Source organism: Hyphomonas pacifica, assembly GCF_000682675.1.
Lineage (GTDB): Bacteria > Pseudomonadota > Alphaproteobacteria > Caulobacterales > Hyphomonadaceae > Hyphomonas > Hyphomonas pacifica.
The window spans coordinates 21,824-42,207 of record NZ_AWFA01000019.1 but is presented as its reverse complement, the minus strand read 5'-3'; the positions used below and the strand labels follow the sequence as shown (position 1 = coordinate 42,207).

24 protein-coding genes are annotated in these 20,384 nt (G+C 59.9%); 13 read left to right on the top strand and 11 right to left on the bottom strand.

Going from position 1 to position 20,384, the window contains the following annotated elements:
• From HY2_RS07710 to HY2_RS07690, 5 genes are all read left to right on the top strand, one after another.
• The coding region (locus tag HY2_RS07710) for a polysaccharide biosynthesis protein (protein WP_034826344.1) at positions 1–722 on the top strand (722 nt) is incomplete at its 5' end.
• 66 nt (positions 723–788) lie between these two features.
• Positions 789–2,393 carry a bifunctional phosphoribosylaminoimidazolecarboxamide formyltransferase/IMP cyclohydrolase gene (gene purH / locus HY2_RS07705; RefSeq protein WP_034826342.1) on the top strand — a complete coding sequence of 535 codons (1,605 nt, stop codon included), beginning with the start codon at positions 789–791 and terminating at the stop codon, positions 2,391–2,393.
• Positions 2,394–2,404: 11 nt separating this feature from the next.
• Positions 2,405–2,980, top strand: coding sequence for a hypothetical protein (locus tag HY2_RS07700; protein WP_034826341.1), 576 nt, complete (start codon positions 2,405–2,407; stop codon positions 2,978–2,980).
• A gap of 320 nt (positions 2,981–3,300) precedes the next feature.
• Entirely contained in the window at positions 3,301–3,597 is a 297-nt protein-coding gene (locus tag HY2_RS07695) for a hypothetical protein (RefSeq protein ID WP_034826337.1), read from the top strand.
• 313 nt (positions 3,598–3,910) lie between these two features.
• Complete coding sequence (locus HY2_RS07690) at positions 3,911–4,303, top strand: hypothetical protein (protein WP_034826335.1); 393 nt, start codon at positions 3,911–3,913, stop codon at positions 4,301–4,303.
• A gap of 52 nt (positions 4,304–4,355) precedes the next feature.
• Here HY2_RS07690 and HY2_RS07685 read toward each other — a convergent pair whose 3' ends face one another.
• The 4 genes from HY2_RS07685 to HY2_RS07670 all read right to left on the bottom strand — a co-directional run bounded on the left by HY2_RS07685 (position 4,356) and on the right by HY2_RS07670 (position 8,067).
• On the bottom strand, positions 4,356–5,174 hold the full coding sequence (locus HY2_RS07685; RefSeq protein ID WP_034826333.1) for a PhzF family phenazine biosynthesis protein: 819 nt from the start codon (positions 5,172–5,174) through the stop codon (positions 4,356–4,358).
• Positions 5,175–5,259: 85 nt separating this feature from the next.
• Entirely contained in the window at positions 5,260–6,075 is an 816-nt protein-coding gene (thiD, locus tag HY2_RS07680; RefSeq protein ID WP_034826332.1) for a bifunctional hydroxymethylpyrimidine kinase/phosphomethylpyrimidine kinase, read from the bottom strand.
• A 4-nt stretch (positions 6,076–6,079) separates the two neighbouring features.
• Entirely contained in the window at positions 6,080–6,730 is a 651-nt protein-coding gene (gene fsa / locus HY2_RS07675) for a fructose-6-phosphate aldolase (RefSeq protein WP_034826330.1), read from the bottom strand.
• Positions 6,731–6,756: 26 nt separating this feature from the next.
• Positions 6,757–8,067, bottom strand: a complete 1,311-nt coding sequence (locus tag HY2_RS07670) for a UDP-glucose dehydrogenase family protein (RefSeq protein WP_034826328.1) — start codon at positions 8,065–8,067, stop codon at positions 6,757–6,759.
• Between the two features lie 207 nt (positions 8,068–8,274).
• Here HY2_RS07670 and HY2_RS07665 point away from each other — a divergent pair, with 207 nt between their 5' ends.
• Positions 8,275–8,892 (top strand): glutathione S-transferase family protein, encoded by a 618-nt coding sequence (locus HY2_RS07665; RefSeq protein WP_034826326.1) that lies wholly within the window; start codon positions 8,275–8,277, stop codon positions 8,890–8,892.
• A gap of 57 nt (positions 8,893–8,949) precedes the next feature.
• On the opposite strand, the gene HY2_RS07660 is transcribed toward HY2_RS07665, so the two are convergent.
• The 5 genes from HY2_RS07660 to HY2_RS07640 all read right to left on the bottom strand — a co-directional run bounded on the left by HY2_RS07660 (position 8,950) and on the right by HY2_RS07640 (position 12,926).
• Positions 8,950–10,464: a phosphomannomutase/phosphoglucomutase gene (locus tag HY2_RS07660; protein WP_034826360.1), complete on the bottom strand. Its 1,515-nt coding sequence runs from the start codon at positions 10,462–10,464 to the stop codon at positions 8,950–8,952.
• A gap of 173 nt (positions 10,465–10,637) precedes the next feature.
• Complete coding sequence (locus HY2_RS07655) at positions 10,638–11,354, bottom strand: type 1 glutamine amidotransferase (protein WP_034826323.1); 717 nt, start codon at positions 11,352–11,354, stop codon at positions 10,638–10,640.
• 45 nt (positions 11,355–11,399) lie between these two features.
• Positions 11,400–12,191 (bottom strand): sulfite exporter TauE/SafE family protein, encoded by a 792-nt coding sequence (locus HY2_RS07650; RefSeq protein ID WP_034826321.1) that lies wholly within the window; start codon positions 12,189–12,191, stop codon positions 11,400–11,402.
• Between the two features lie 4 nt (positions 12,192–12,195).
• Positions 12,196–12,609 (bottom strand): rhodanese-like domain-containing protein, encoded by a 414-nt coding sequence (locus HY2_RS07645; protein ID WP_051594834.1) that lies wholly within the window; start codon positions 12,607–12,609, stop codon positions 12,196–12,198.
• The gene (locus HY2_RS07640) at positions 12,606–12,926 is read right to left on the bottom strand and encodes an ArsR/SmtB family transcription factor (RefSeq protein WP_051594833.1); all 321 of its coding nucleotides are present in this window, start codon (positions 12,924–12,926) and stop codon (positions 12,606–12,608) included. Before HY2_RS07640 ends, HY2_RS07645 begins: the two co-directional genes overlap by 4 nt.
• A gap of 29 nt (positions 12,927–12,955) precedes the next feature.
• Between HY2_RS07640 and HY2_RS07635 the strand changes: the two genes are divergently transcribed.
• Complete coding sequence (locus HY2_RS07635) at positions 12,956–13,810, top strand: MBL fold metallo-hydrolase (protein WP_034826319.1); 855 nt, start codon at positions 12,956–12,958, stop codon at positions 13,808–13,810.
• On the opposite strand, the gene HY2_RS07630 is transcribed toward HY2_RS07635, so the two are convergent.
• On the bottom strand, positions 13,811–15,562 hold the full coding sequence (locus tag HY2_RS07630) for a DUF885 domain-containing protein (RefSeq protein ID WP_034826354.1): 1,752 nt from the start codon (positions 15,560–15,562) through the stop codon (positions 13,811–13,813).
• Between the two features lie 92 nt (positions 15,563–15,654).
• Here HY2_RS07630 and sdhC point away from each other — a divergent pair, with 92 nt between their 5' ends.
• The 6 genes from sdhC to HY2_RS17295 all read left to right on the top strand — a co-directional run bounded on the left by sdhC (position 15,655) and on the right by HY2_RS17295 (position 19,705).
• Positions 15,655–16,053 (top strand): succinate dehydrogenase, cytochrome b556 subunit, encoded by a 399-nt coding sequence (gene sdhC, locus HY2_RS07625; RefSeq protein ID WP_034826317.1) that lies wholly within the window; start codon positions 15,655–15,657, stop codon positions 16,051–16,053.
• Between the two features lie 12 nt (positions 16,054–16,065).
• Positions 16,066–16,461: a succinate dehydrogenase, hydrophobic membrane anchor protein gene (gene sdhD, locus HY2_RS07620; protein ID WP_034826316.1), complete on the top strand. Its 396-nt coding sequence runs from the start codon at positions 16,066–16,068 to the stop codon at positions 16,459–16,461.
• Between the two features lie 22 nt (positions 16,462–16,483).
• A complete protein-coding gene (gene sdhA / locus HY2_RS07615; RefSeq protein WP_034826314.1) occupies positions 16,484–18,271 on the top strand; it encodes a succinate dehydrogenase flavoprotein subunit in 1,788 nt (595 codons plus the stop codon).
• Between the two features lie 20 nt (positions 18,272–18,291).
• Positions 18,292–19,074 carry a succinate dehydrogenase iron-sulfur subunit gene (locus HY2_RS07610; protein ID WP_034826312.1) on the top strand — a complete coding sequence of 261 codons (783 nt, stop codon included), beginning with the start codon at positions 18,292–18,294 and terminating at the stop codon, positions 19,072–19,074.
• A gap of 194 nt (positions 19,075–19,268) precedes the next feature.
• Entirely contained in the window at positions 19,269–19,538 is a 270-nt protein-coding gene (locus tag HY2_RS07605; protein ID WP_034826311.1) for an RDD family protein, read from the top strand.
• A gap of 8 nt (positions 19,539–19,546) precedes the next feature.
• On the top strand, positions 19,547–19,705 hold the full coding sequence (locus HY2_RS17295; protein ID WP_158533976.1) for a hypothetical protein: 159 nt from the start codon (positions 19,547–19,549) through the stop codon (positions 19,703–19,705).
• Here HY2_RS17295 and HY2_RS16765 read toward each other — a convergent pair.
• On the bottom strand, positions 19,702–20,295 hold the full coding sequence (locus HY2_RS16765; protein ID WP_051594832.1) for a GNAT family N-acetyltransferase: 594 nt from the start codon (positions 20,293–20,295) through the stop codon (positions 19,702–19,704). The genes HY2_RS17295 and HY2_RS16765 overlap by 4 nt on opposite strands.
• Positions 20,296–20,384: the final 89 nt, after the last annotated feature.

Sequence of the window (20,384 nt, the reverse complement as noted above, 5' to 3'; positions counted from 1 at the left end):
ATGTGGCGGGCGCAATCCACTCCGTTCGGGCGGCTGCAGCCGTGGGCGCAAAGCGGTTTGTCTTCATCTCGACCGACAAGGCCGTTGATCCGGATAATGTCATGGGTGCCACCAAACGCCTTGCCGAAATGGCGATCACGCAGATCGCTGCCGAATCCGGCATGGCGGCCTCGATTGTGCGTTTTGGCAATGTGCTCGGCTCCTCCGGCTCCGTTGTGCCTCTTTTCGAGCGCCAGATCTCTGCGGGCGGTCCAGTCACGCTGACCGATCCGAATGTCACGCGTTACTTCATGACCGTGGAGGAGGCCTCTGCCCTTGTGCTTCAGGCCGCCACGCTTCAGGATACGCCTGCTCATACGGGCCTTTTCGTGCTGGACATGGGGGAACCCATGCCGATCCTGCAACTGGCCGAGACGATGATCCGCCTGAAAGGCCTGGTGCCCGGCGTGGATATCAAGATCACCACAACCGGTCTTCGTGACGGTGAAAAGATGCATGAAGTGCTTACCTATGAACATGAGCATGTCAGCAAGACACCAGTCGAGGGCGTCAACCGTGTGGACAATTGCACCATCCCGTCAGAACTGTTCGAAAAACGCCTGAAGGAAATCATCGAGGCCGCATCGCGGCGTGAACGGTCAGAGGCCCTGCGCCTTCTTGGCATACTGGTGCCGGAATATGCTATTGAACGCGCTGAAAAGGCGCGGCGCTGGAGCGCTTGACGCACAGCCCTTTCATGCTACGCCCCGCGGCACAAGCCATCATGCCTGCGCCAGAGGATATTTCCCATGACTGATGCCGCCACGAGCGGAACCCCCGTTCGCATTCGCCGCGCCCTCCTGTCCGTTTCCGACAAGACCGGCCTTGTAGACCAGGCCCGGAATCTGGCCGAAAAGGGCGTCGAGCTCGTGTCCACCGGCGGCACGTCGAAACTCCTGAAAGAAGCCGGCCTTGACGTGAAAGACGTCTCTGACCTGACCGGCTTCCCCGAAATGATGGATGGCCGCGTGAAGACGCTGCACCCGGCAGTGCATGGCGGCCTGCTCTATCTGCGCGACAATCCTTCCCATGTGAAAGACGCCGAGACCCACGGCATCGGCGCCATCGACCTTATCTACGTCAATCTCTACCCATTCGAGGCAACCGTCGCCTCAGGCGCAGACTTCGAAACCTGTGTCGAGAATATCGACATTGGCGGCCCGGCCATGCTGCGCGCCGCGGCCAAGAATGGCAGCTTTGTTGCCGTCTGCACCGATGGCGGAGACGTCGATGCCGTTCTCGCCGAAATGGACGCGAATGACGGCCAGGTCTCCGTCGCGCTCTGCCGCAAGCTGGCCGCGAAAACCTATGCCCGCACCGCGGCCTACGATTCTGCGATCTCGTCGTGGTATGCCGCGCAGCTGGATGAAACCGCGCCTGACTGGGCTGCGCTTGGCGGCAAGCTTCAGCAGAGCCTGCGCTATGGCGAAAACCCGCACCAGAAGGCCGCTTTCTATGTCACGGGAGAGCAGCGCCCCGGCGTCGCCACTGCGAAACAGCTGCAGGGCAAGGAACTTTCCTACAACAACATCAACGACACCGACGCGGCCTATGAGCTGATCGGCGAACTGGGGGCGGAAACGCCTGCCGTCGCCATCATCAAGCACGCCAACCCCTGCGGCGTCGCGCAGGGGTCGAGCATCATCGAGGCCTACCGCGCGGCGCTTGCCTGCGACTCGACCTCAGCCTTTGGCGGCATCGTCGCCCTGAACCGCGCGCTGGATGAAGAGACCGCGAAAGAAATCTCCCAGATCTTCACCGAAGTCGTCATCGCCCCCGGCGCGGATGCCGCCGCTGAAGCTGTCTTCGCGAAGAAGAAAAACCTCCGTCTCCTGATCACCGAAGGCCTGCCCGATCCGGCCGCTGCCGGTCGTTTCGTGAAAACCGTTGCGGGCGGCTTCCTGATGCAGGACCGGGACTTTGGCCGCATTACGAAGGCAGACCTGAAAGTCGTCACCAAGAAGGCGCCGACCGAGCAGGAGCTGGAAGACATGCTGTTTGCCTGGCGCGTCGCCAAGCACGTCAAATCCAACACCATCATTTATGCGAAAGACGGCGCAACCGTCGGCATCGGCGCGGGCCAGATGAGCCGCATCGACAGCGCCCGTATCGCGGCGCGCAAGGCCGAAGACGCCGCCGAAGTGGCTGGCTGGGCTGAGCCGAAAACAAAGGGCTGCGTTGCCGCCTCCGACGCCTTCTTCCCCTTCCCGGACGGTCTGCTGCAAGCGGCCTCCGCCGGCGCGACTGCGGTGATCCAGCCAGGCGGCTCCATCCGCGATGATGAAGTCATCGCCGCCGCCGACGAGGCCGGCCTCGCCATGGTCTTCACCGGCATGCGCCACTTCCGCCACTAGGGACCAGCCCGATGCGTGCCCCCCTCCTCGTCGTTGCTGCGCTGCTGCTGTCCGCATGCAGCCAGCCGACTGTTCAGGAAGCGGAGTTCATGCAACGGCTCTCCGCCCTCTGCGGCAAGGCTTTCGAAGGCAGGATCGTCAGCGACGATGCAGAAGACGATGCCTGGCGCGCCGAGCGCATCGTCATGCATGTCCGATCCTGCGGGAAGGATGAAATCCGCATCCCGCTTCATGTCGGCGATGATCGCTCGCGCATCTGGGTCATCCACCGCGAGCGGGACCGCCTCGCCCTGCATCATGAGCACCGCCATGAAGATGGCAGCCTCGACCCGGTGACCGGCTATGGCGGCGTTCGCGATGACCGCTTCAGCGGCAGCCGCTTGAACTTCCCAGCAGACGAAGCCACGAAGGCTCTGTTTGATGCCAATGGAATTCCTGAGTCAGGAGACAATATCTGGGCCATCGAAGTTCGCCCTACCCACAACCTGTTCGCCTATGAAATGGAACGGCCGGGACGCTTCTTCCGTGTCGAGTTTGATACGTCCAAACCCATAGACATCCCACCCGCCCCCTGGGGCTTAGACTAAACAGCGGAAAAGACCACACCACCCCCTTCTTCCTCTAGAGAGGGGTCAGGAGGGAGGGAGCACGCAGGTGCCGCGTGCACGGAATTTTGCTTCCACAGAGGCCCCGCGCCTATCCGTTCCTGATTGAAAACCACATCCCCCCGATCCCGTCATCAAGGCGCTCGCGTCACGCCAGACCCGGGCTGCAATAGCGCGTGAGCCCTGGCATATTTCATTGAATATGAAAGAAAAGCGCTTCGCACCCCTCCTGGGGGGCACGAATGAAGAGTCGAAGGGGCAGATAAGGAGCAGACAGATCAACTGTCAAGGGACTGCCCAAGATGAAAAAGAAAATGATTGTTGCGACCGCCATGCTCGGTCTGTTTACATCCCTTTCCGCATGCGGAACTGTGGCCGGGGCCGCGGGATCAGCGATTGCTGGCTCTGCCGCAAGTGGCGCACTGGCAAGCGGCGGAAACAAGGCACGGTTTTCACGCCAGAGCTGTGAAGAACTGGAACAGGAAATTGCCGGAGCGAAGCGATCAATGATGAACCCCGCAAATATTCCCTACGCCCGCTCCTACATCAAAGCTGCCCATGAAGTGGCCGCTGAAAAAGAATGCGGGCTGGAAGACTGATTTCTTTCAAGAACCACCTCAAAGACAGGTCTGAAGTTCAGCGGCACGCCGGGTACTGACTGGCATGCGCCTCGTCCGCCACAAGGAGCGGAAAAGACCACACCAATCCCCCTCTCCCTCTGGGAGAGGGGTCAGGGGTGAGGAAGCGTACAGGTCCCACGTGCACGGAAGGCTGCAACGGCTGAAACGTCTGTCTACACGGCAGATCCTGGCGCAGAGCGAAAGCCTGTTTCCCCTCGCCCCCGGCCCCTCACGCGGGAGGAAGAGGGGAAAAAATGCACGCCCCCAATCCAACCGGTATTCAGCCCGCGCCATGCTTGCGCGCATGGATCCGCACTATCGTCCCTTCTTCAAACATGTCTGGGCTTTTTGTTGGCCCTGGCTGTGGTGGAATCTGGTGCGGCTGACCGAGTGGCGTCGCCGGACAGGACGGAACGTCTTTGTCGTCGTCGACAAATTGGGCAATGTCTACATCCAGTATATCGGCGATGTGCCCGGGGCCAAAAAAACCTACACATATGAGCCGCCGAAGATCCGCGCCTGGGAACGCCTTGCGCCCAGCCCGCATCTGCCGGATACGGAACCTGTTTGCATCTGCCTACTGGCAGACGCGCCCTGCCGTGAGCAGATCATCTTGTCCGACACATATTGTACCTGCGCGCGCGACCCGCCTGACTGTGCCCTCCTCCGCTTGCGGCGGAGATGAAACAGCATCCTGATCACCGGACGGCCATCGCCGCGCCGGCCGCACGCGCTGGTTACAGTGTGAACTGACCTTCGATCACCGTGACGGACTGGCCGATCACCTTTACCCGGTCACCTTCGAGACGCGTTTCCATATGCGCGCCCCGGCCCGGATAGGCCTGATAGCAGGACACGGCATCCTGCCCGGTGACGGCCTGCATGATCGGCGCCAGCATGGCGTGCCAGCTGCCCGTGGCGGGGTCTTCATCAATGCCGCTGCCGGGCCCGAAGACACGGCTGGTCACATCCACGCCCTCACCGCCTCTGGCAAAGCAGCCGAAATTTCCGCGCGGCCAGTCTGCCGAATCCTCGCCCAGATCCTTCAGCGCGGCATGGTCCACATCCAGCGCGATGATCTGGTCTGGCGTCTCGAACATGGCCGCATAATAGGCGCCGCCCCAGGCCTTCACCGGGCGCGCGCCGAGAGCGCTCGCAATCTCGTCCGTCACCGGAACTTCGAAAATCCTGTAAGCAGGCAGATCCATCTCCAGCCGGCCATCTTTCAGACGGCGCACCGTCAAGCGGCCGGACTTGACCGTGTCGAAGGCAATCGCTTCGCCATCAAAGCCCAGTTCATTGAACAAGACATGCGCGCTGGCCAGTGTCGCATGTCCGCATAGCGGCACTTCGACAGCGGGCGTAAACCAGCGCAGCTTCCAGACGCCCTCCCCGGCCGGAACAATATAGGCCGTCTCGGAAACATTGTTCTCGGCGGCAATCGCCTGAAGCGTCTCGTCAGGCAGGAAGTCGTCCAGCGGCATGATGCAGGCCTGGTTTCCCTCGAACGGCTTCGAGGCAAAGGCATCGACCTGGTAGAAGGGAAGTTTCGTCATCGTTCAAATCTCCAATCGGGCAGGCTTCATGCCACAAGGCCGGGCACCGGAGAAACGATGATTTCTCAATATCCGTTGAGGCGCTCTATTGCTCGTCCAGCATCCAGCCATGATTGACCGGACCGTGGCCATGGCCAAAGCCCTTCGCGGTACGGATGGCTTCGAGCAGATAGTCACGCGCACGCTCAACCGAGTCCGGCACGCTCAGCCCCTGCCCCAGAAGCGCGGCAATGGCCGAGGCCAGCGTACAGCCTGTGCCATGTGTAGATGTCGTCTCGATGCGCGGGCTTTCAAAGATCCACTCTCCGGTCGTCGTCTGCAGCACATCATGGATGATGCTCCCGCCAATATGGCCGCCCTTGACCAGCACGCCATTCGCGCCGAGTTCCAGCAGCGCTTCTGCGGCACGGCGTTGTCCGTCTACGGTTTCAACCACCTTGCCGCTCAGCACTTCAGCCTCTGGTGCATTGGGCGTCACCAGCCGCGCGCCAGGAACGAGTTCGGACCGGATGGCACCAACGGCTTTCTCGTCTACCAGACGATGGCCCGATGTGGAAATCATGACAGGATCAATTACGCGCGGTACCAGGATCGCCAGTTCCGATAGACGCTCGGCAATTGCCTCGACCAGTTCGGCACTGCCAAGCATACCGGTCTTGATCGCGTCTGCGCCAATATCCTTCAGGGTCATGTCAATCTGCTTGAGCACCCCATCCAGCGGCACAGGCCACACACTTTGTACACCATGTGTGTCCTGCGCCGTGATGGCGGTGATGGCGGTCATCGCATAACCGCCCAGCATCGTGATGGCCTTGATATCCGCCTGGATGCCTGCCCCACCGCCGGAATCAGACCCGGCGATGATCAAGACACGGCCCTGCGGACCCTCTGGCTGTGCCATCGGATCAGACCTTGATACCGGCCTTCTGTGCGTCGGCAAGGAAGATTTCCAGGCCCTTGTCGGTCAGCGGATGATTGGCCAGTGACTTGATGACGCCCGGAGGCATCGTCGCCACATCAGCGCCAGCCAGGGCAGACAGCTTCACATGGTTCGCAGAGCGGATGGAGGCCGCCAGGATTTCCGTGTCAAACAGATAATTGTCATAGATCTGGCGGATGTCCGCGATCAATTCCATGCCATCGATATTGATATCGTCCAGACGGCCGATGAAGGGAGAAATAAAGGTCGCGCCCGCCTTAGCAGCCAGAAGCGCCTGATTGGCCGAGAAGCAGAGCGTCACGTTAACCTGCGTTCCGTCACCCGACAGCGTGCGGCAGGCTTTCAGCCCGTCCCAGGTCAGCGGCAGCTTTACGGCAACGTTGTCAGCGATCTTCGCCAATTTACGGCCCTCGGTGATCATGCCCTCATAGTCTGTGGCGACCACTTCTGCGCTGACCGGACCCGGCACGATCTCGCAGATTTCCTGAATGACATCCGCAAAGGGACGGCCGGCTTTCGCGATGAGGGACGGGTTCGTGGTCACACCGTCAATCATGCCGCTTTCAGCCAGATCGGCGATATCCTTGGTGTCGGCGGTATCTACGAAAAATTTCATCTGTCCTGTCCTGTTCTCTTTAAGTCTCAGACGCTGGGACGGCCAATGGAGAAATAGTGGAATCCGCGGGCCGCCATATCGTCTGGTGCATAGATGTTCCGGAGGTCTACCACAATATTAGAGTTGAGGGCCCCCTTGATCCGATCCAGATCCAACGCACGGAACTGGTCCCATTCGGTGATGATGACCATCGCATCTGCATCTTGAACAGCCTCATAGGCGCTCTTGGTAAAGGTCACATCGTTCAGCAGGTGGGAGGCCTCTTCCATGGCTTCAGGATCATAGGCCTGGATCGTGGCTCCGGCGGCTTGCAGCGCGGGGATGATGTCCAGGCTAGGCGCATCGCGCATGTCATCGGTGTTCTGCTTGAAGGCCAGGCCCAGCACGCCGATCGTCTTGCCGCTGACATCGCCGCCCATGGCCTCGATAACCTTGCCGGCCATCGCCTTCTTGCGGGCAGCGTTTACCTCAACCACCGTGTCGACGATGCGGACGGGAGAATTATAGTCATTCGCCGTCTTGGTCAGGGCCAGCGTGTCTTTCGGAAAGCAGGAGCCGCCATAGCCCGGCCCGGCATTCAGGAATTTCTTGCCGATCCGACCGTCCAGACCTATCCCGCGGGACACTTCCTGCACATTCGCGCCAACCTTCTCGCACAGATCAGCCATCTCGTTGATGAAGGTGATCTTCACGGCCAGGAAGGCGTTGGCGGCATATTTGATCAGTTCTGACGTCCGGCGCGCCGTGAACAGGATCGGTGTCTCATTCAGGAACAGCGGACGATAGAGTTCCTTCATCACATTGCGGGCGCGCTCGTCTTCAGTGCCGACGACGACGCGGTCCGGAATCTTGAAGTCCTTGATCGCCGCACCTTCCCGCAGGAATTCCGGGTTTGAGACAACGGCAAAGTCACCATCCGGGCGGGCCTTGCGGATAATCTCTTCCACTTCGTCACCCGTGCCGACCGGAACGGTCGACTTGGTGACAACGACGGTGAAACCGTCCATCAGCTGGGCGATCTCTTCTGCAGCAGAATAGACATAGGAAAGGTCCGCATGGCCATCGCCGCGGCGGGATGGCGTGCCTACAGCGATAAATACCGCATCGGCATCCTTGATCGCGTCTTTCGCCTCAGTTGTGAAGAACAGACGCTCTTCCTCGACATTCTTCGCGACCAGGCTATCCAGCCCAGGCTCATAGATCGGCATGATGCCAGCCTTAAGCTTTTCGATCTTTGTTGCATCCTTGTCGACACACGTCACAACGTGTCCGAAATCAGCAAAACAGGCTCCGCTCACCAGGCCTACATAGCCGGTACCAATCATCGCGACGCGCATGGAAATCCCTCACCACAAACAAACAATAGGGGTTGCGGCGAGGGGTGCGATTTTTGTGCCAACAGGTCAAGAGGCTGCATGCGCTGGCACAGTGAGAAACACATTATCGTCACGCAATACCATATGACCAGGCTTTCCGGAACCGTACCAAGGATTGACGCGAAGCAGCGCAAAGACTAGATCAAATCGTGAACAATGGAGGGGCGCATGGCAGATCTTACTTTTTATACAAACCCGCAATCCCGCGGTCGCATTATTCGCTGGATGCTGGAGGAAGTGGGCGCCGAATATGACACGGTGCTGCTGACCTATGATGGCACAATGAAGGGCGCGGACTATCTGGCCATCAACCCGATGGGGAAGGTACCCGCTATCGTGCACAAAGGCAAAACGGTCACCGAATGCGCCGCCATCTGCGCCTATATGGCAGATGCCTTTCCGGAGACAGGCCTTGCGCCGCCAAGGGATCAGCGGGCGGATTACTATCGCTGGCTGTTTTTTGCCTCCGGCCCGCTGGAGAGCGCGATCATAAACCGCTCGCTGGGCTTTCAGGTCACGCCGGAACAAAAGCGCATGGCTGGCTATGGCGACTTTGATGACACCTATCATACCCTCATCCGCGCGCTGTCCGGCACACCCTATGTCTGCGGGGAGAATTTTACCGCAGCCGATGTCTATGTCGGCGCGCAGGTCGGCTGGGGCCTGCAATTCGGCACCCTGCCCGAGCATGACGTGCTGAAAGCCTATTGGGAGCGTCTGGCCCCGCGCCAGGCCTGGACCCGCGCCACCCAAATGGATGACGCAGCCGCCGCCGATATGGCCTGAGGACTGTGCCCGCTGCCTTCAGGCAGCAGGACATGTCAAACCCCGGTCTGACTGCAATCAAATTTCCTGATTGTAGGCGCCGACTTCCGGATGCTTGCCGAGGCGCGGCTTCACTTCCTTGTGGAAGAGATTCCGCATGTCATCCTCGCTGGTCATGGATTCGACCACAACGACCAGTTCCGGCTTGTTGGACGAAGCGCGAACCAGCACCCAGGACCCATCCTCCAGCGTCACACGGGCACCGTTGACCGTGTTCACATCGACAATTTTCCGGCCAAGGATTTCCGTGCCGTTCAGGCCCTCATATTCCGCGACCATCTTGTCAATGATGCCGTATTTGGTCTCGTCATCACAATGCGGAGACATGGTGAGAGAGGTATAGGCCACGCCAAGTTCTGACTTGATGTCCGCCATGGTCTTGTCCGGATTGCGGTCCAGCATTTCCAGTACGGCCTTAGCGGCAACCAGGCCGTCATCATAACCAAGACCGATTGGCTCACGGAAAAAGAAGTGGCCGGACTTTTCAAAACCTGCCAGCGCGCCGAGCTCTGTCGTGCGGCGTTTGATGTAGGAGTGGCCGGTCTTGTAGTAATCAACCGTCGCGCCATTTTCCTTCAGCACGGGATCGGTCTTGTAGAGGCCGGTGGATTTCACATCGACCACAAAGGTCGCATTCGGATGCAGTTTCGACAGATCGCGCGCCAGCATCAAGCCGATCTTGTCGGCGAAGATCTCCTCACCCGTATTGTCCACCACACCGCACCGGTCGCCATCCCCATCAAAACCGAGGGCCACATCTGCGCCGGTTTCCCTCACCATGGCGGCCATGGCGTGCAGCATTTCAGAGTCTTCCGGGTTCGGATTGTATTTCGGGAAGGTCATATCGAGATTGCAATCCATCTCGATAACGTCTGCGCCCATTGCGCGCAGCGCATCCGGTGCAAAGGCCCCTGCCGTGCCGTTGCCGCACGCGGCGATGACTTTCAGCGGGCGGCTGAGCTTTGTGTCGCCTACGACAGCTGCGATATATCTCTCGCGCATGCCGTCCACACGGTGATGCGCGCCGCCAGCACGAGGCTGGAAGTCTCCGCCCATGACGATCTCTTTCAGGCGGCCCATTTCATCCGGCCCGAAAGTCAGCGGACGGTTCGCGCCCATCTTCACGCCGGTCCAGCCATTCTCATTATGGCTGGCCGTCACCATGGCGCAGCATGGCACGTCCAGCTCGAACTGGCTCCAATAGACCATGGGCGAGAGGGCGAGGCCGACGTCCAGAACCTCGCAGCCACCCTGTGTAAGCCCCAGGATCAGCGCGTTCTTGATCGGCTGGCTGATCGAGCGATAGTCATGTCCGGTCACAACTTTCGGTTCCACCCCCAGTTCGTGGAACAGGGTCGCCATGCCCAGACCTAATGCCTGCACCCCGGTCAGGTTGAGTTCGGGGGCTTTCTCCTTGCCGATGCCGTTGAACCACCAACGGGCGTCATATTCGCGGAAACCAGTCGGCTTCACCAGCGGAAGGATCTCGAACTCCAATGTGTTCGGGGCAATATTTACGAGCGGTTTAGGCATCATGAGCGTTACGTCTCCAGGCTATGTGCGTCCCTACAGCACGGATGTGTCAATTCAGCGATGAGTATGCAGGTTTCGCGCCACAGGCGAAATAGCATAGCGCAGGCAAACGCGGGCAGCGCCGCGCGACTTGGTAAACAAAGCCCTCACCGGACTTCACGTATTGAGCAGGTTCAGCCCCGGCGGGTCACAAAGTGGGCAATCCAGCGGCCCAGCCTCTGATTATCCAAGGGCGCTTTCAGCCCCTCAATCGCCAGTGCAACGGCCTCTTCCGCCAGCGGTCGCCCCTTGCGCGCGGTGTAAAGCGCGGCCGAGTAGGCTTCGTTGAATTCCGGATGGCACTGGAAAGACATGGCCGGCACAGCGCCATAATCAATCGCCGCATAGGGCGTGAACTCTGACGCGGCCAGCACGCCGGCACCGGGCGGCAAGGCCACGACCTGGTCCTGATGGCTGACCGGTACGGAAATGGTTGCCGGGCAGGCCTCTCCGATCCAGTCCGGGCAGGCCTTCATCTCATAAGTATGGCGGCCAATGCCCCAGCCTTTCGGAGACTTGATCACTTTGCCGCCAAGCGCCTCGGCCATTACCTGATGCCCGAAACAGATGCCGACCTGCGGCACGCCTGCCCCGGCCGCCTCGCGAATGAACTGCATCAGCGGCGCAATCCATGGATCACTGTCATACACGCCGGCCGGAGAGCCGGTGATCAGGACAGCATCCAGCCTGGACGGATCGGGCAGCGCCCGCCCCTTGATGACCGAAACTGTCTCATATTGCAGGTCCGGATCTGCCGCGCCGATGAGACGACGGAACATCGCCGGATAGTCTTCAAAGTCATGCCGGATGGCTTCAGGCAAAAGGCCTGTTTCAATAATGGTGAGTTTCATGCCGCCTCATATGGTCGTAACCGCCTCGTCTAGGCCGCTTCCAGCTCAGGCGGCAAGCGCCAACCCGGCCTGTATCGCCACATAGGCAGCCACGACCAGAATGAAAGCAGCAAACACACGACGGGCGAGCAGAGCGCGGCTGGCGAGGTATCTGGCGAGCTGATGCCCGATCAGACCGCCAAGTAATCCCCCAATCACCAGAATGGCCGCCAAGTGCAGATCAATATAGCCGCTGAGGGCATAGTTCGCCGAAGTCGCCGCACCAAAAATCGTCACCGAAACGAGCGAGGAGGCCATCGCTGCGCCAATCGTCATGCCGGTCGCATAAAGCAGGCCCGGCACGATCAGGAAGCCGCCACCAATCCCGAAGAATCCCGCCGCGAAGCCGACGAGCAAGCCGAGCGGCACAAGACGCATCATGAAGGCCGGCGTCAGATGCACATCCGGATTGCCTGCAAACTCCCGCTGGCGAAACATGGAGAGCGCAATCGCCGCCATTGCAAAGGCAAAGGCCAGCAGCAGCGCCTGCCCGTCGACCAGCTTTGCGACCGATGACCCGGCCAGCGATCCGGCGAGGCCCGACAGAGCGAAAACGGATGCACATGGCCATTTCACATTGCGCGCGCGGGCATGGCCGATCAAGCTGATCAGAGCGGTCGCCGCAACCGACGCAGCGGATGTGCCAATCGCCACATGCGGGTCCTTAACGCCGACAACATAGACCAGCAACGGCGCCGCCAGTACAGAGCCCCCACCACCAAAGGCAGACAGGAACAATCCCACCAGCGCGCCACTGGCCAGCGCCAACGCGAGCGTTGTCGAATCGAGCCCAAACATTCGCTTACCAGCCTCTTGTCAGCAGGCTGATCAGGACGAGAAGCGCCATGGCCGCACCGCCAGCAAACAGGAAGGGTCGCAGCGACAGCTCTGTCCCCTGTGCATGCTCAACCGGTAAGCCCGCCTGTTTCCAGGCCAAAAGGCCACCTTCCAGCACATAGGCCTTGCCTTCTGCCTGCGCCGCCAGCGCATCACAATGCATCTTCGTCCGCATGCCCGATTTGCAATGAAAGACGATGGCCTGGCCAGCTGGCATTTTCTGATTTCCGCGCCGCACTCTCGACAAGGGCAATGAGACAGCTCCCGCAATATGCTCGCGCGCATATTCATGGGGCTCGCGCACATCGACCAGGGTAACTCTTCCCTTGGCCAGGCGGCGGGAGACTTCTGCCGGGCTGAGGGGTTTCAAAGTACTCATGTCAAAGCCTCCGGACAAAAGATTTCCGCCAGTGTCCGGATGATCCTGGCCGCCGACGGATCGGCAATGGCATACCAGATGGTCTGCCCTTCCCGGCGCGTCCGGACGAGGCCTTGCGCGCGCAGTTTGGCCAGATGCTGTGACAAGGCCGATTGGGAAACCGGGCACGCCTCACAAAGCTGGGTCACATTGCGCTCACCGGCAGCGAGTTGGCAGAGCACCATAAGGCGGTGCTCATTCGCCAATGCCCGCAACAGGTCTGCGGCTGCGCCCGCATTCCGGGCCATGACCTCCGGGCTGATCTGTGTCTGTTCCATGGGGCAAATATACGGACAAGGAGCCCCCCATGGACATCCATGCCTATTTTGATCCCGACACCTCGACAGTGACCTATCTGATCTCTGATCCGGGGACGAAGCAGGCTGCGATCATTGACCCTGTGTTGGATTTCGAACCGAACAGTGGCAAACTTTCTAGCGCCTCCGCTGACAAGGTTCTCGACGCTGCGACAGCCGCCGGGCTCACCGTTGAATGGGTGCTGGACACGCATGCCCATGCAGACCACCTGTCTGCGGCAGACTATATCCGCAAGCAGACTGGCGCGGCATATGGCATCGGCGCGCACATTGTGGATGTACAGCGCCAGTTCAAACCCATGTTTAACGCAGATGATCTGATCCCGGATGGTCATGTGTTTGACCGTCTGTTCCAGGAAGGTGACATATTCCAGATCGGCAATATAGAGGCGCGCGTGATCCATACGCCAGGCCATACGCCCGCCTGCCTCACCTATTTGATCGGTGATGCAGCCTTTGTCGGCGATACGTTGTTCATGCCAGACTATGGCACCGCCCGCGCCGACTTTCCGGGCGGTGATGCGGCAACGCTTTACCGGTCCATCCGCAAGATCCTGTCCCTGCCGCCAGAGACCCGCATCTTTGTGGGGCATGACTATCTACCGGACGGGCGCGAAACCTATGAATGGGAAACCAGCGTCGCGGACGAGCGCGCAGGCAATATCCACGTGCATGATGGCGTGACCGAGGAGGACTTTGTTGCCATGCGGACAAGGCGTGATCAGACTCTCTCAGCTCCGCGCCTGATTCTGCCTTCGCTGCAGGTGAATATCCGCGCTGGGGCCCTGCCCCCGGAAGAGGATAATGGCAAAGTGTATCTGAAACTGCCGGTGACGGTGGACTGATCAGTCTTGCGACGTCTCCGCAGCAGGTTCTGCCGACTCCACCTGGCCAGAAACCCAGGTCTTCACCCGCCAGTCGAGCACGTCCAGCGGCACTGCGCCTTCGCCCAGCACGACATCGTGGAAGGCCCGAATGTCGAATTTCGGGCCAAGATTTTCTTCGGCATAGGCGCGCAGTTCACGGATCTTCAGCTCGCCCACCTTGTAGGCAACCGCCTGCCCCGGCCAGCCAATGTAACGCGTCACCTCGGTCTGGATATTGAGCGGTGACAGGGCAGAATTCTCAATAAAGCAGGCCTCTGCCTCTTCACGGCTCCAGCCATACCAATGCAGGCCCGTATCGGCGACCAGACGGCAGGCGCGCCACATCTCATAGGACAGCGCACCAAAGCGCTCATACGGTGTGCGGTAGATGCCCGCCTCCCCGGCAATCCTTTCCGAATAGAGCCCCCAGCCTTCCCCAAAAGCGGTGGCATAATAGTTCTTCCGGAATTCCGGCTGGTCGGTCATTTCCTGCGCCAGCGTGATTTGCAGGTGATGGCCCGGCACGGCCTCATGGGCCGAGAGAGATGGCAGCTCATACAGCGGACGCTGGTCCAGCGCATAGGTATTGACCAGATATGTGCCCTTGCGGCCCTCCTTGGGCTCTCCGGAGACATAGCGGCCTGTCGTATAGCCGGGCGCAATCGAGGCCGGCACCGGCTCGACATTGAAATCCAGCTCCGGCAGGTGGCTGAAATAGTCCGGCAGTATGGCACGCAGGCGGGCAGACACCTCCTCGGCAGCCGCCATCAGCTGTTCCGGCGTCTCGGCATAGAATTGCGGATCAGTGCGCAGATAGGTCAGAAACTCATCGAAGCTGCCTTCATAGCCGATCTCCGCGATGATCGCTTCCATCTCGGCGCGGATACGCTGGACCTCTTCATTGCCCAGCGCATGGATCGTTTCGGCATCATAGCCTGCCCCTGCTGTGTAATGCTCCACGGCGGCGGCATAGGCATCGCGGCCGCCCGGAAGATCGGCAATGCCTGCGCCGTCGCGGGCCTCAGGCGCATATTCGGTTTCCAGAAAGTCCAGCGTCTCGCGATAGGCATCAATGGCATGGCTGACCGCAACCAGTCCGTCCGCCTGCAGGCGCGCCCTGTCGGCCTCCGGCATGTCATCCGGCAGGCTGAGGAATGGCGCATAGAGGCCGCTTTCCACCGGATCCTCCACGATCTGCTCGCGGATTTGCGCCATCACCGTGCCCAGCGGGTCCGCATTGGCGGTCCAGCCGGTCTCGATGCCGCGCCGCATATTGGCAACATTCTGCTCGAAATAGCGCTGCGTATCATTCAGACGGTCAATCCAGGCCTGTCCTGCCGGCACAGTCGTGATGGTTTCGCGCATGGCAGCGAAAATAGGCTGAGCCTGAAAGCCCCAATCCCCTGTAAACGGGATACGTGCCGTGTCATAATCGGCGTCCATCAGCTCAGACTGGAGCAGTCTTTCGAGGATGGCCTGGTCGATCACCCGGTCTGTTTCGGCATTTTGCACTTTTTCCAGAAGGGCCCGGGCCTCCTCGGCATAGCCGGAAACCGCCTGCAAGCTGACGTCGCTCCATTGATGAGGGGTTTTGTCGTGATCGCCTGCAGCTGCTTCAGGACTGGCAGATTTCACATGCGCCTCATAGGCCGGAATCAGCTCATCCAGAGGGTCCGCGGCGGCCAAAGGGACCATTATGGCCACACTTAAAGCGCAGAGAAAAAGTTTCATATTGTCGCTCCCGGCCCGTTGCAGCGTTGACAGGACCATAGAGAATCCTAGAACCCAAAGCCAAGCGTTTCATTGCAGGCAAGGTAATCCTCATGTCAGGCACTCCACGGGCCGATACCCGCCCCCTGTCGCCACATCTTCAGATTTGGCGTCCACATCTCACCATGGCAGCGTCCATCACCCACCGTATTACGGGTGTGGCGCTCTATTTCGGGACATTTCTCATCACGGCATGGATTGTCGCTCTCGCCACCGGCGCTGAGTGCTACACCACCATCGAAGGCCTGGTGACGGCCTGGTACGGCCAGATCATCATGTATCTCTGGGCGGTTGCCGTGCTCTATCACTTCGCAAACGGCATTCGCCACCTGCTATGGGATGGCCCGAATATCGGCTTCACCCCAAAAACAGCCAGCGCCGTGTCCCTGTTCAATTACGTGTTCGCCTTTGTTGGCGCAGCGGCCATCATGGCTGCCACGATCTGGCTGTAGGAGGCTGCTGACATGTCATACGGCAAATTCACCACCCCTGCCAAAAATGCCCGCGGTCTCGGCTCCGCCAAATCCGGCACGGAGCATCATATCCGCCAGCGCGTGTCCGCAATCGCCCTGATCTTCCTGGTGCCATGGTTTATGTTCTCCATCATCAATGCGATGGGTGCCGGCATGGAAGCCGCACAGGCATGGGCTGGCCAGCCCCTGAATGCCATTCTGCTGATCCTGACCGCTGGCGCGGCGATCTTTCACATGCGCCTTGGTATGCAGGTCGTCATTGAGGACTATATCGAAAAGACAGGAACCCGTTCGACCCTGCTGATCCTGAACAGCTTTGCGTGTATCGCGCTGTTCGTCACGGTCGCGCTGTCGGTTCTGAAACTCTGGATTGGCGCAGGCGCCTGAGCCCTGCGGGAGAATTAACGAGATGAGCACATATACCTGGACCGACCATACTTATGATGTCGTTGTTGTCGGCGCCGGTGGCTCCGGCCTCCGCGCAGCCTTGGGCGCCGCTCAGGCGGGCCTGAAAACGGCCTGTATCACCAAGGTTTTCCCGACCCGTTCCCACACTGTGGCAGCGCAGGGTGGCATCGCCGCCTCCCTCGGCAATATGGGCGAGGATGACTGGCGCTGGCACATGTATGACACCGTCAAGGGGTCTGACTGGCTGGGCGACCAGGACGCGATTGAGTATCTCTGCCGTGAAGCGCCGCAGGCCGTGTACGAGCTTGAGCACTGGGGTATGCCTTTCTCCCGGACCGATGAAGGCAAGATCTACCAACGCGCCTTTGGCGGCATGACCCGCGATTTCGGCCAAGGCCCTGTTCAGCGTACCTGCGCCGCTGCGGACCGGACCGGCCACGCCATGCTGCACACGCTGTACGGCCAGTGCGTGAAGGAAGAGACCGAATTCTTCATCGAATATCTGGCGCTTGACCTGATCATGGATGAAGACGGCGCCTGCCGCGGTGTCACTGCCTGGAAACTGGATGATGGCACGCTGCACCGCTTCCGCGCGCAGAAAACCATTCTGGCAACCGGCGGCTATGGCCGCGCCTTCTTCTCCTGTACGTCTGCCCACACCTGCACGGGCGACGGCAACGCCATGGTGCTGCGCGCCGGCCTGCCGCTTCAGGACATGGAATTCGTTCAGTTCCACCCGACCGGCATTTACGGCTCGGGCTGTCTGATCACCGAAGGCTCGCGCGGTGAAGGCGGTTATCTCACCAATTCCGAAGGCGAACGCTTCATGGAGCGCTACGCCCCGTCTGCGAAAGACCTCGCCTCCCGCGATGTGGTCTCTCGCGCGATGACGATGGAAATCCGTGAAGGCCGCGGTGTCGGCGCAGAAAAGGATCACATCCACCTGCACCTTGAGCACCTCGGCGCAGAAGTTCTGGCCGCTCGCCTGCCGGGTATCTCCGAAACAGCAAAGATTTTTGCCGGTGTGGACGTCACGAAAGAACCGATTCCGGTTCTGCCAACCGTGCACTACAATATGGGCGGCATCCCGACGAACTATCACGGCGAAGTGCTGACCAAAAAAGACGGCAATCCAGACGCCATCGTTCCTGGCCTTATGGCTGTGGGCGAAGCAGCCTGTGTGTCGGTTCACGGCGCCAACCGTCTTGGCTCCAACTCCCTGATCGACCTCGTTGTATTTGGTCGTGCGGCGGGCCAGCGCTGCGGCGCAACGACGGAAGCCGGCGCAACCCAGCCGGAACTGCCAAAAGGCGCAACCGACAGCCACATTGCCCGCCTCGACAAGATGCGCAACGCCACAGGGGACCAGCCAGTCGCCAAGCTCCGCCTCGAAATGCAGAAAGCGATGCAAAACAATTGCGCCGTGTTCCGTACCGGCGACGTTCTGAAGGAAGGCGTTGACGCCATTGAGGAAGTCTTCAAGAAACTCCCGGGCATAGATGTTAAGGATCGCGGCATGGTCTGGAATACCGACCTTGTCGAAGCCCTTGAATTCGACAATCTCATCCTGCAGGCGGCTGTCACCGTGAATGGCGCAGCCAACCGTGAAGAGAGCCGCGGCGCGCACGCCCGGGAAGACTTCTCCGAACGTGACGACACAAACTGGATGAAGCACACGCTGGCCTGGTGCGATGACGGCGGCAAAGTCACCCTCGATTACCGCCCTGTGCACGATTACACGCTGTCCAACGAGATCAGCTATATCGAGCCCAAGGCCCGGGTTTACTAGGACATCAAGGCGAACACGACATGGTACAGCTCACACTCCCCAAAGGGTCCGCCCCGAAAAAAGGCAAGACCTGGCCGAAGCCGCAAGGCGCGACCAATCTGCGTCAATTCAAGATCTATCGCTACAGCCCGGAAGAAGGCGGTAATCCCCGCTGGGATGTCTATTGGGTAGACATGGACCGCGCCGGCACGATGATCCTGGACGTCCTGCTCTACATCAAAAACAATATTGACCCGACGCTGGCCTTCCGCCGCTCTTGCCGGGAAGGTGTTTGCGGCTCCTGCGCCATGAACATTGCCGGTCAGAACACAATTGCCTGCACCAAGGGCTTTGACGAGCTGCCGGGCGGCGTGATCACCATCGCTCCCCTGCCCTCGCAACCGGTAGTGAAGGATCTGATCCCGGACCTGACCAATTTCTACGCGCAGCACGCCTACGTGCAGCCCTTCCTGAAGACGGTTACACCTGAGCCTGAGAAGGAATGGAAGCAGTCAGAGGAAGACCGTGAAGAGCTGAACGGCCTTTACGAGTGCATCCTGTGCGCCTCCTGCACCACCTCCTGCCCATCCTATTGGTGGAATGGCGACAAGTATCTCGGCCCGGCTGCGCTGCTGCAGGCCTATCGCTGGCTGATCGACAGCCGCGACGAAGCCACGGGCGAGCGTCTGGACGATCTGGAAGATCCGTTCAAACTGTATCGCTGCCACACGATCATGAACTGTGCGCAGGTCTGCCCGAAAGGCCTGAACCCGGCGAAAGCCATCGCCAAGATCAAGCACATGATGGTGGAGCGAGTTTCCTAAAATCTTCGCTTCCCATTGCGGGATGAACAATTTAGCCTCCATCTGGGGTTGAGCCAGATGGGGGCTTTTTTAATGATATCGACATCCACTCCGGACATTGACGTGTTCGGCGAAGAGCTGGGCGCGACGCCAAAGACACCTGGCTATCATGCGGATACTGAACCACGCATCTAGGCGCGCTTTCTGGCCTTGGCGTGGGCCTGTTTGGCTGGCCCTTTGAAGAGGCCTATTTCGAGGGCTGGAGCTTTGTGATCGGGTATTTCGTTCTGCAGATGCTGGTCTTCTGGCTGCTGGAGGCGTTCTGCATTTCCCAATTCGGCAATACGCCCGGCAAGGCGCTGATGCGCATCCGCGTGCGCAATGCGATTGGCAGGCGCCTGGCTTTCTCCGCCAGCCTGAAGCGTACCGGCATGTCCATATTAGCGGGCATGGGGCTCTTGGTCTGCCACTGGTCAACTTGCTGACACATATCATGCAGGCCCGCGCCCTCGGCGAGGATGGCTTTGTGATTTGGGACAAATATGATGGACTGCAATATCAGACCCAGCCTGTCGCCGCGTGGCGCTGGGCCATCGCCGTTTTTGGCTATGCCCTCTTCCGCATAGTGGATGCTGCCCTAACCTACCTCTAATCTTCCGCGCCATTCACACGGAACACTTCGCGCAGACCGCGCGGGCTTTCCATGGCACGCAGAAGGCTGATCACCTCCCCCACATGGAATTTCCACAGCATGGTCGGCGGGCCTGCCCGCACGACATGGCCACCAATGTCGCGGAACAGATTGTTCGCCTTGCGGTTCTCGGACAGGGTTTCAGCCTCCAGCGCAATGACGCCCTCATCCCGGCAGCACAGCGCCAGACAGGCAATCAGCATGCGCGACAGGCCTTGTGAGTGGTGCGCGTCGAGGACACCCATGGCGAGTTCGCCCTTTGTGGGGTCTTCCCTGTCCCGGAAAACATGCGCCGCAGCGATGAAGGGGTGTCCCGGAGCGTTAACCTCTGCTGCGCCCCAGGCGATATGGCGGTGCCCATCCGCATCGGCCAGCATATGGATGATGGTTTGCGGGATCTGGCGTACACCGGAAAAGAAGCGCAGATAGCGCGACTGGTCCGACATATTCTCCACAAGATGCGCAAACCGGGCTTCATCCTGGATATCAGCCGGTCGCAAAACGGCATGCGCACCATCATTCAGCGTTACATATACGGGCTGATTACACATGAGCCCTTCCCTGTGTCGTCTGTCGTTCTTTCTGTAGGGTCACATAAAGGCTAATATTTGATTCCGTTCCTGCTTTTTGCAGCGCAGCA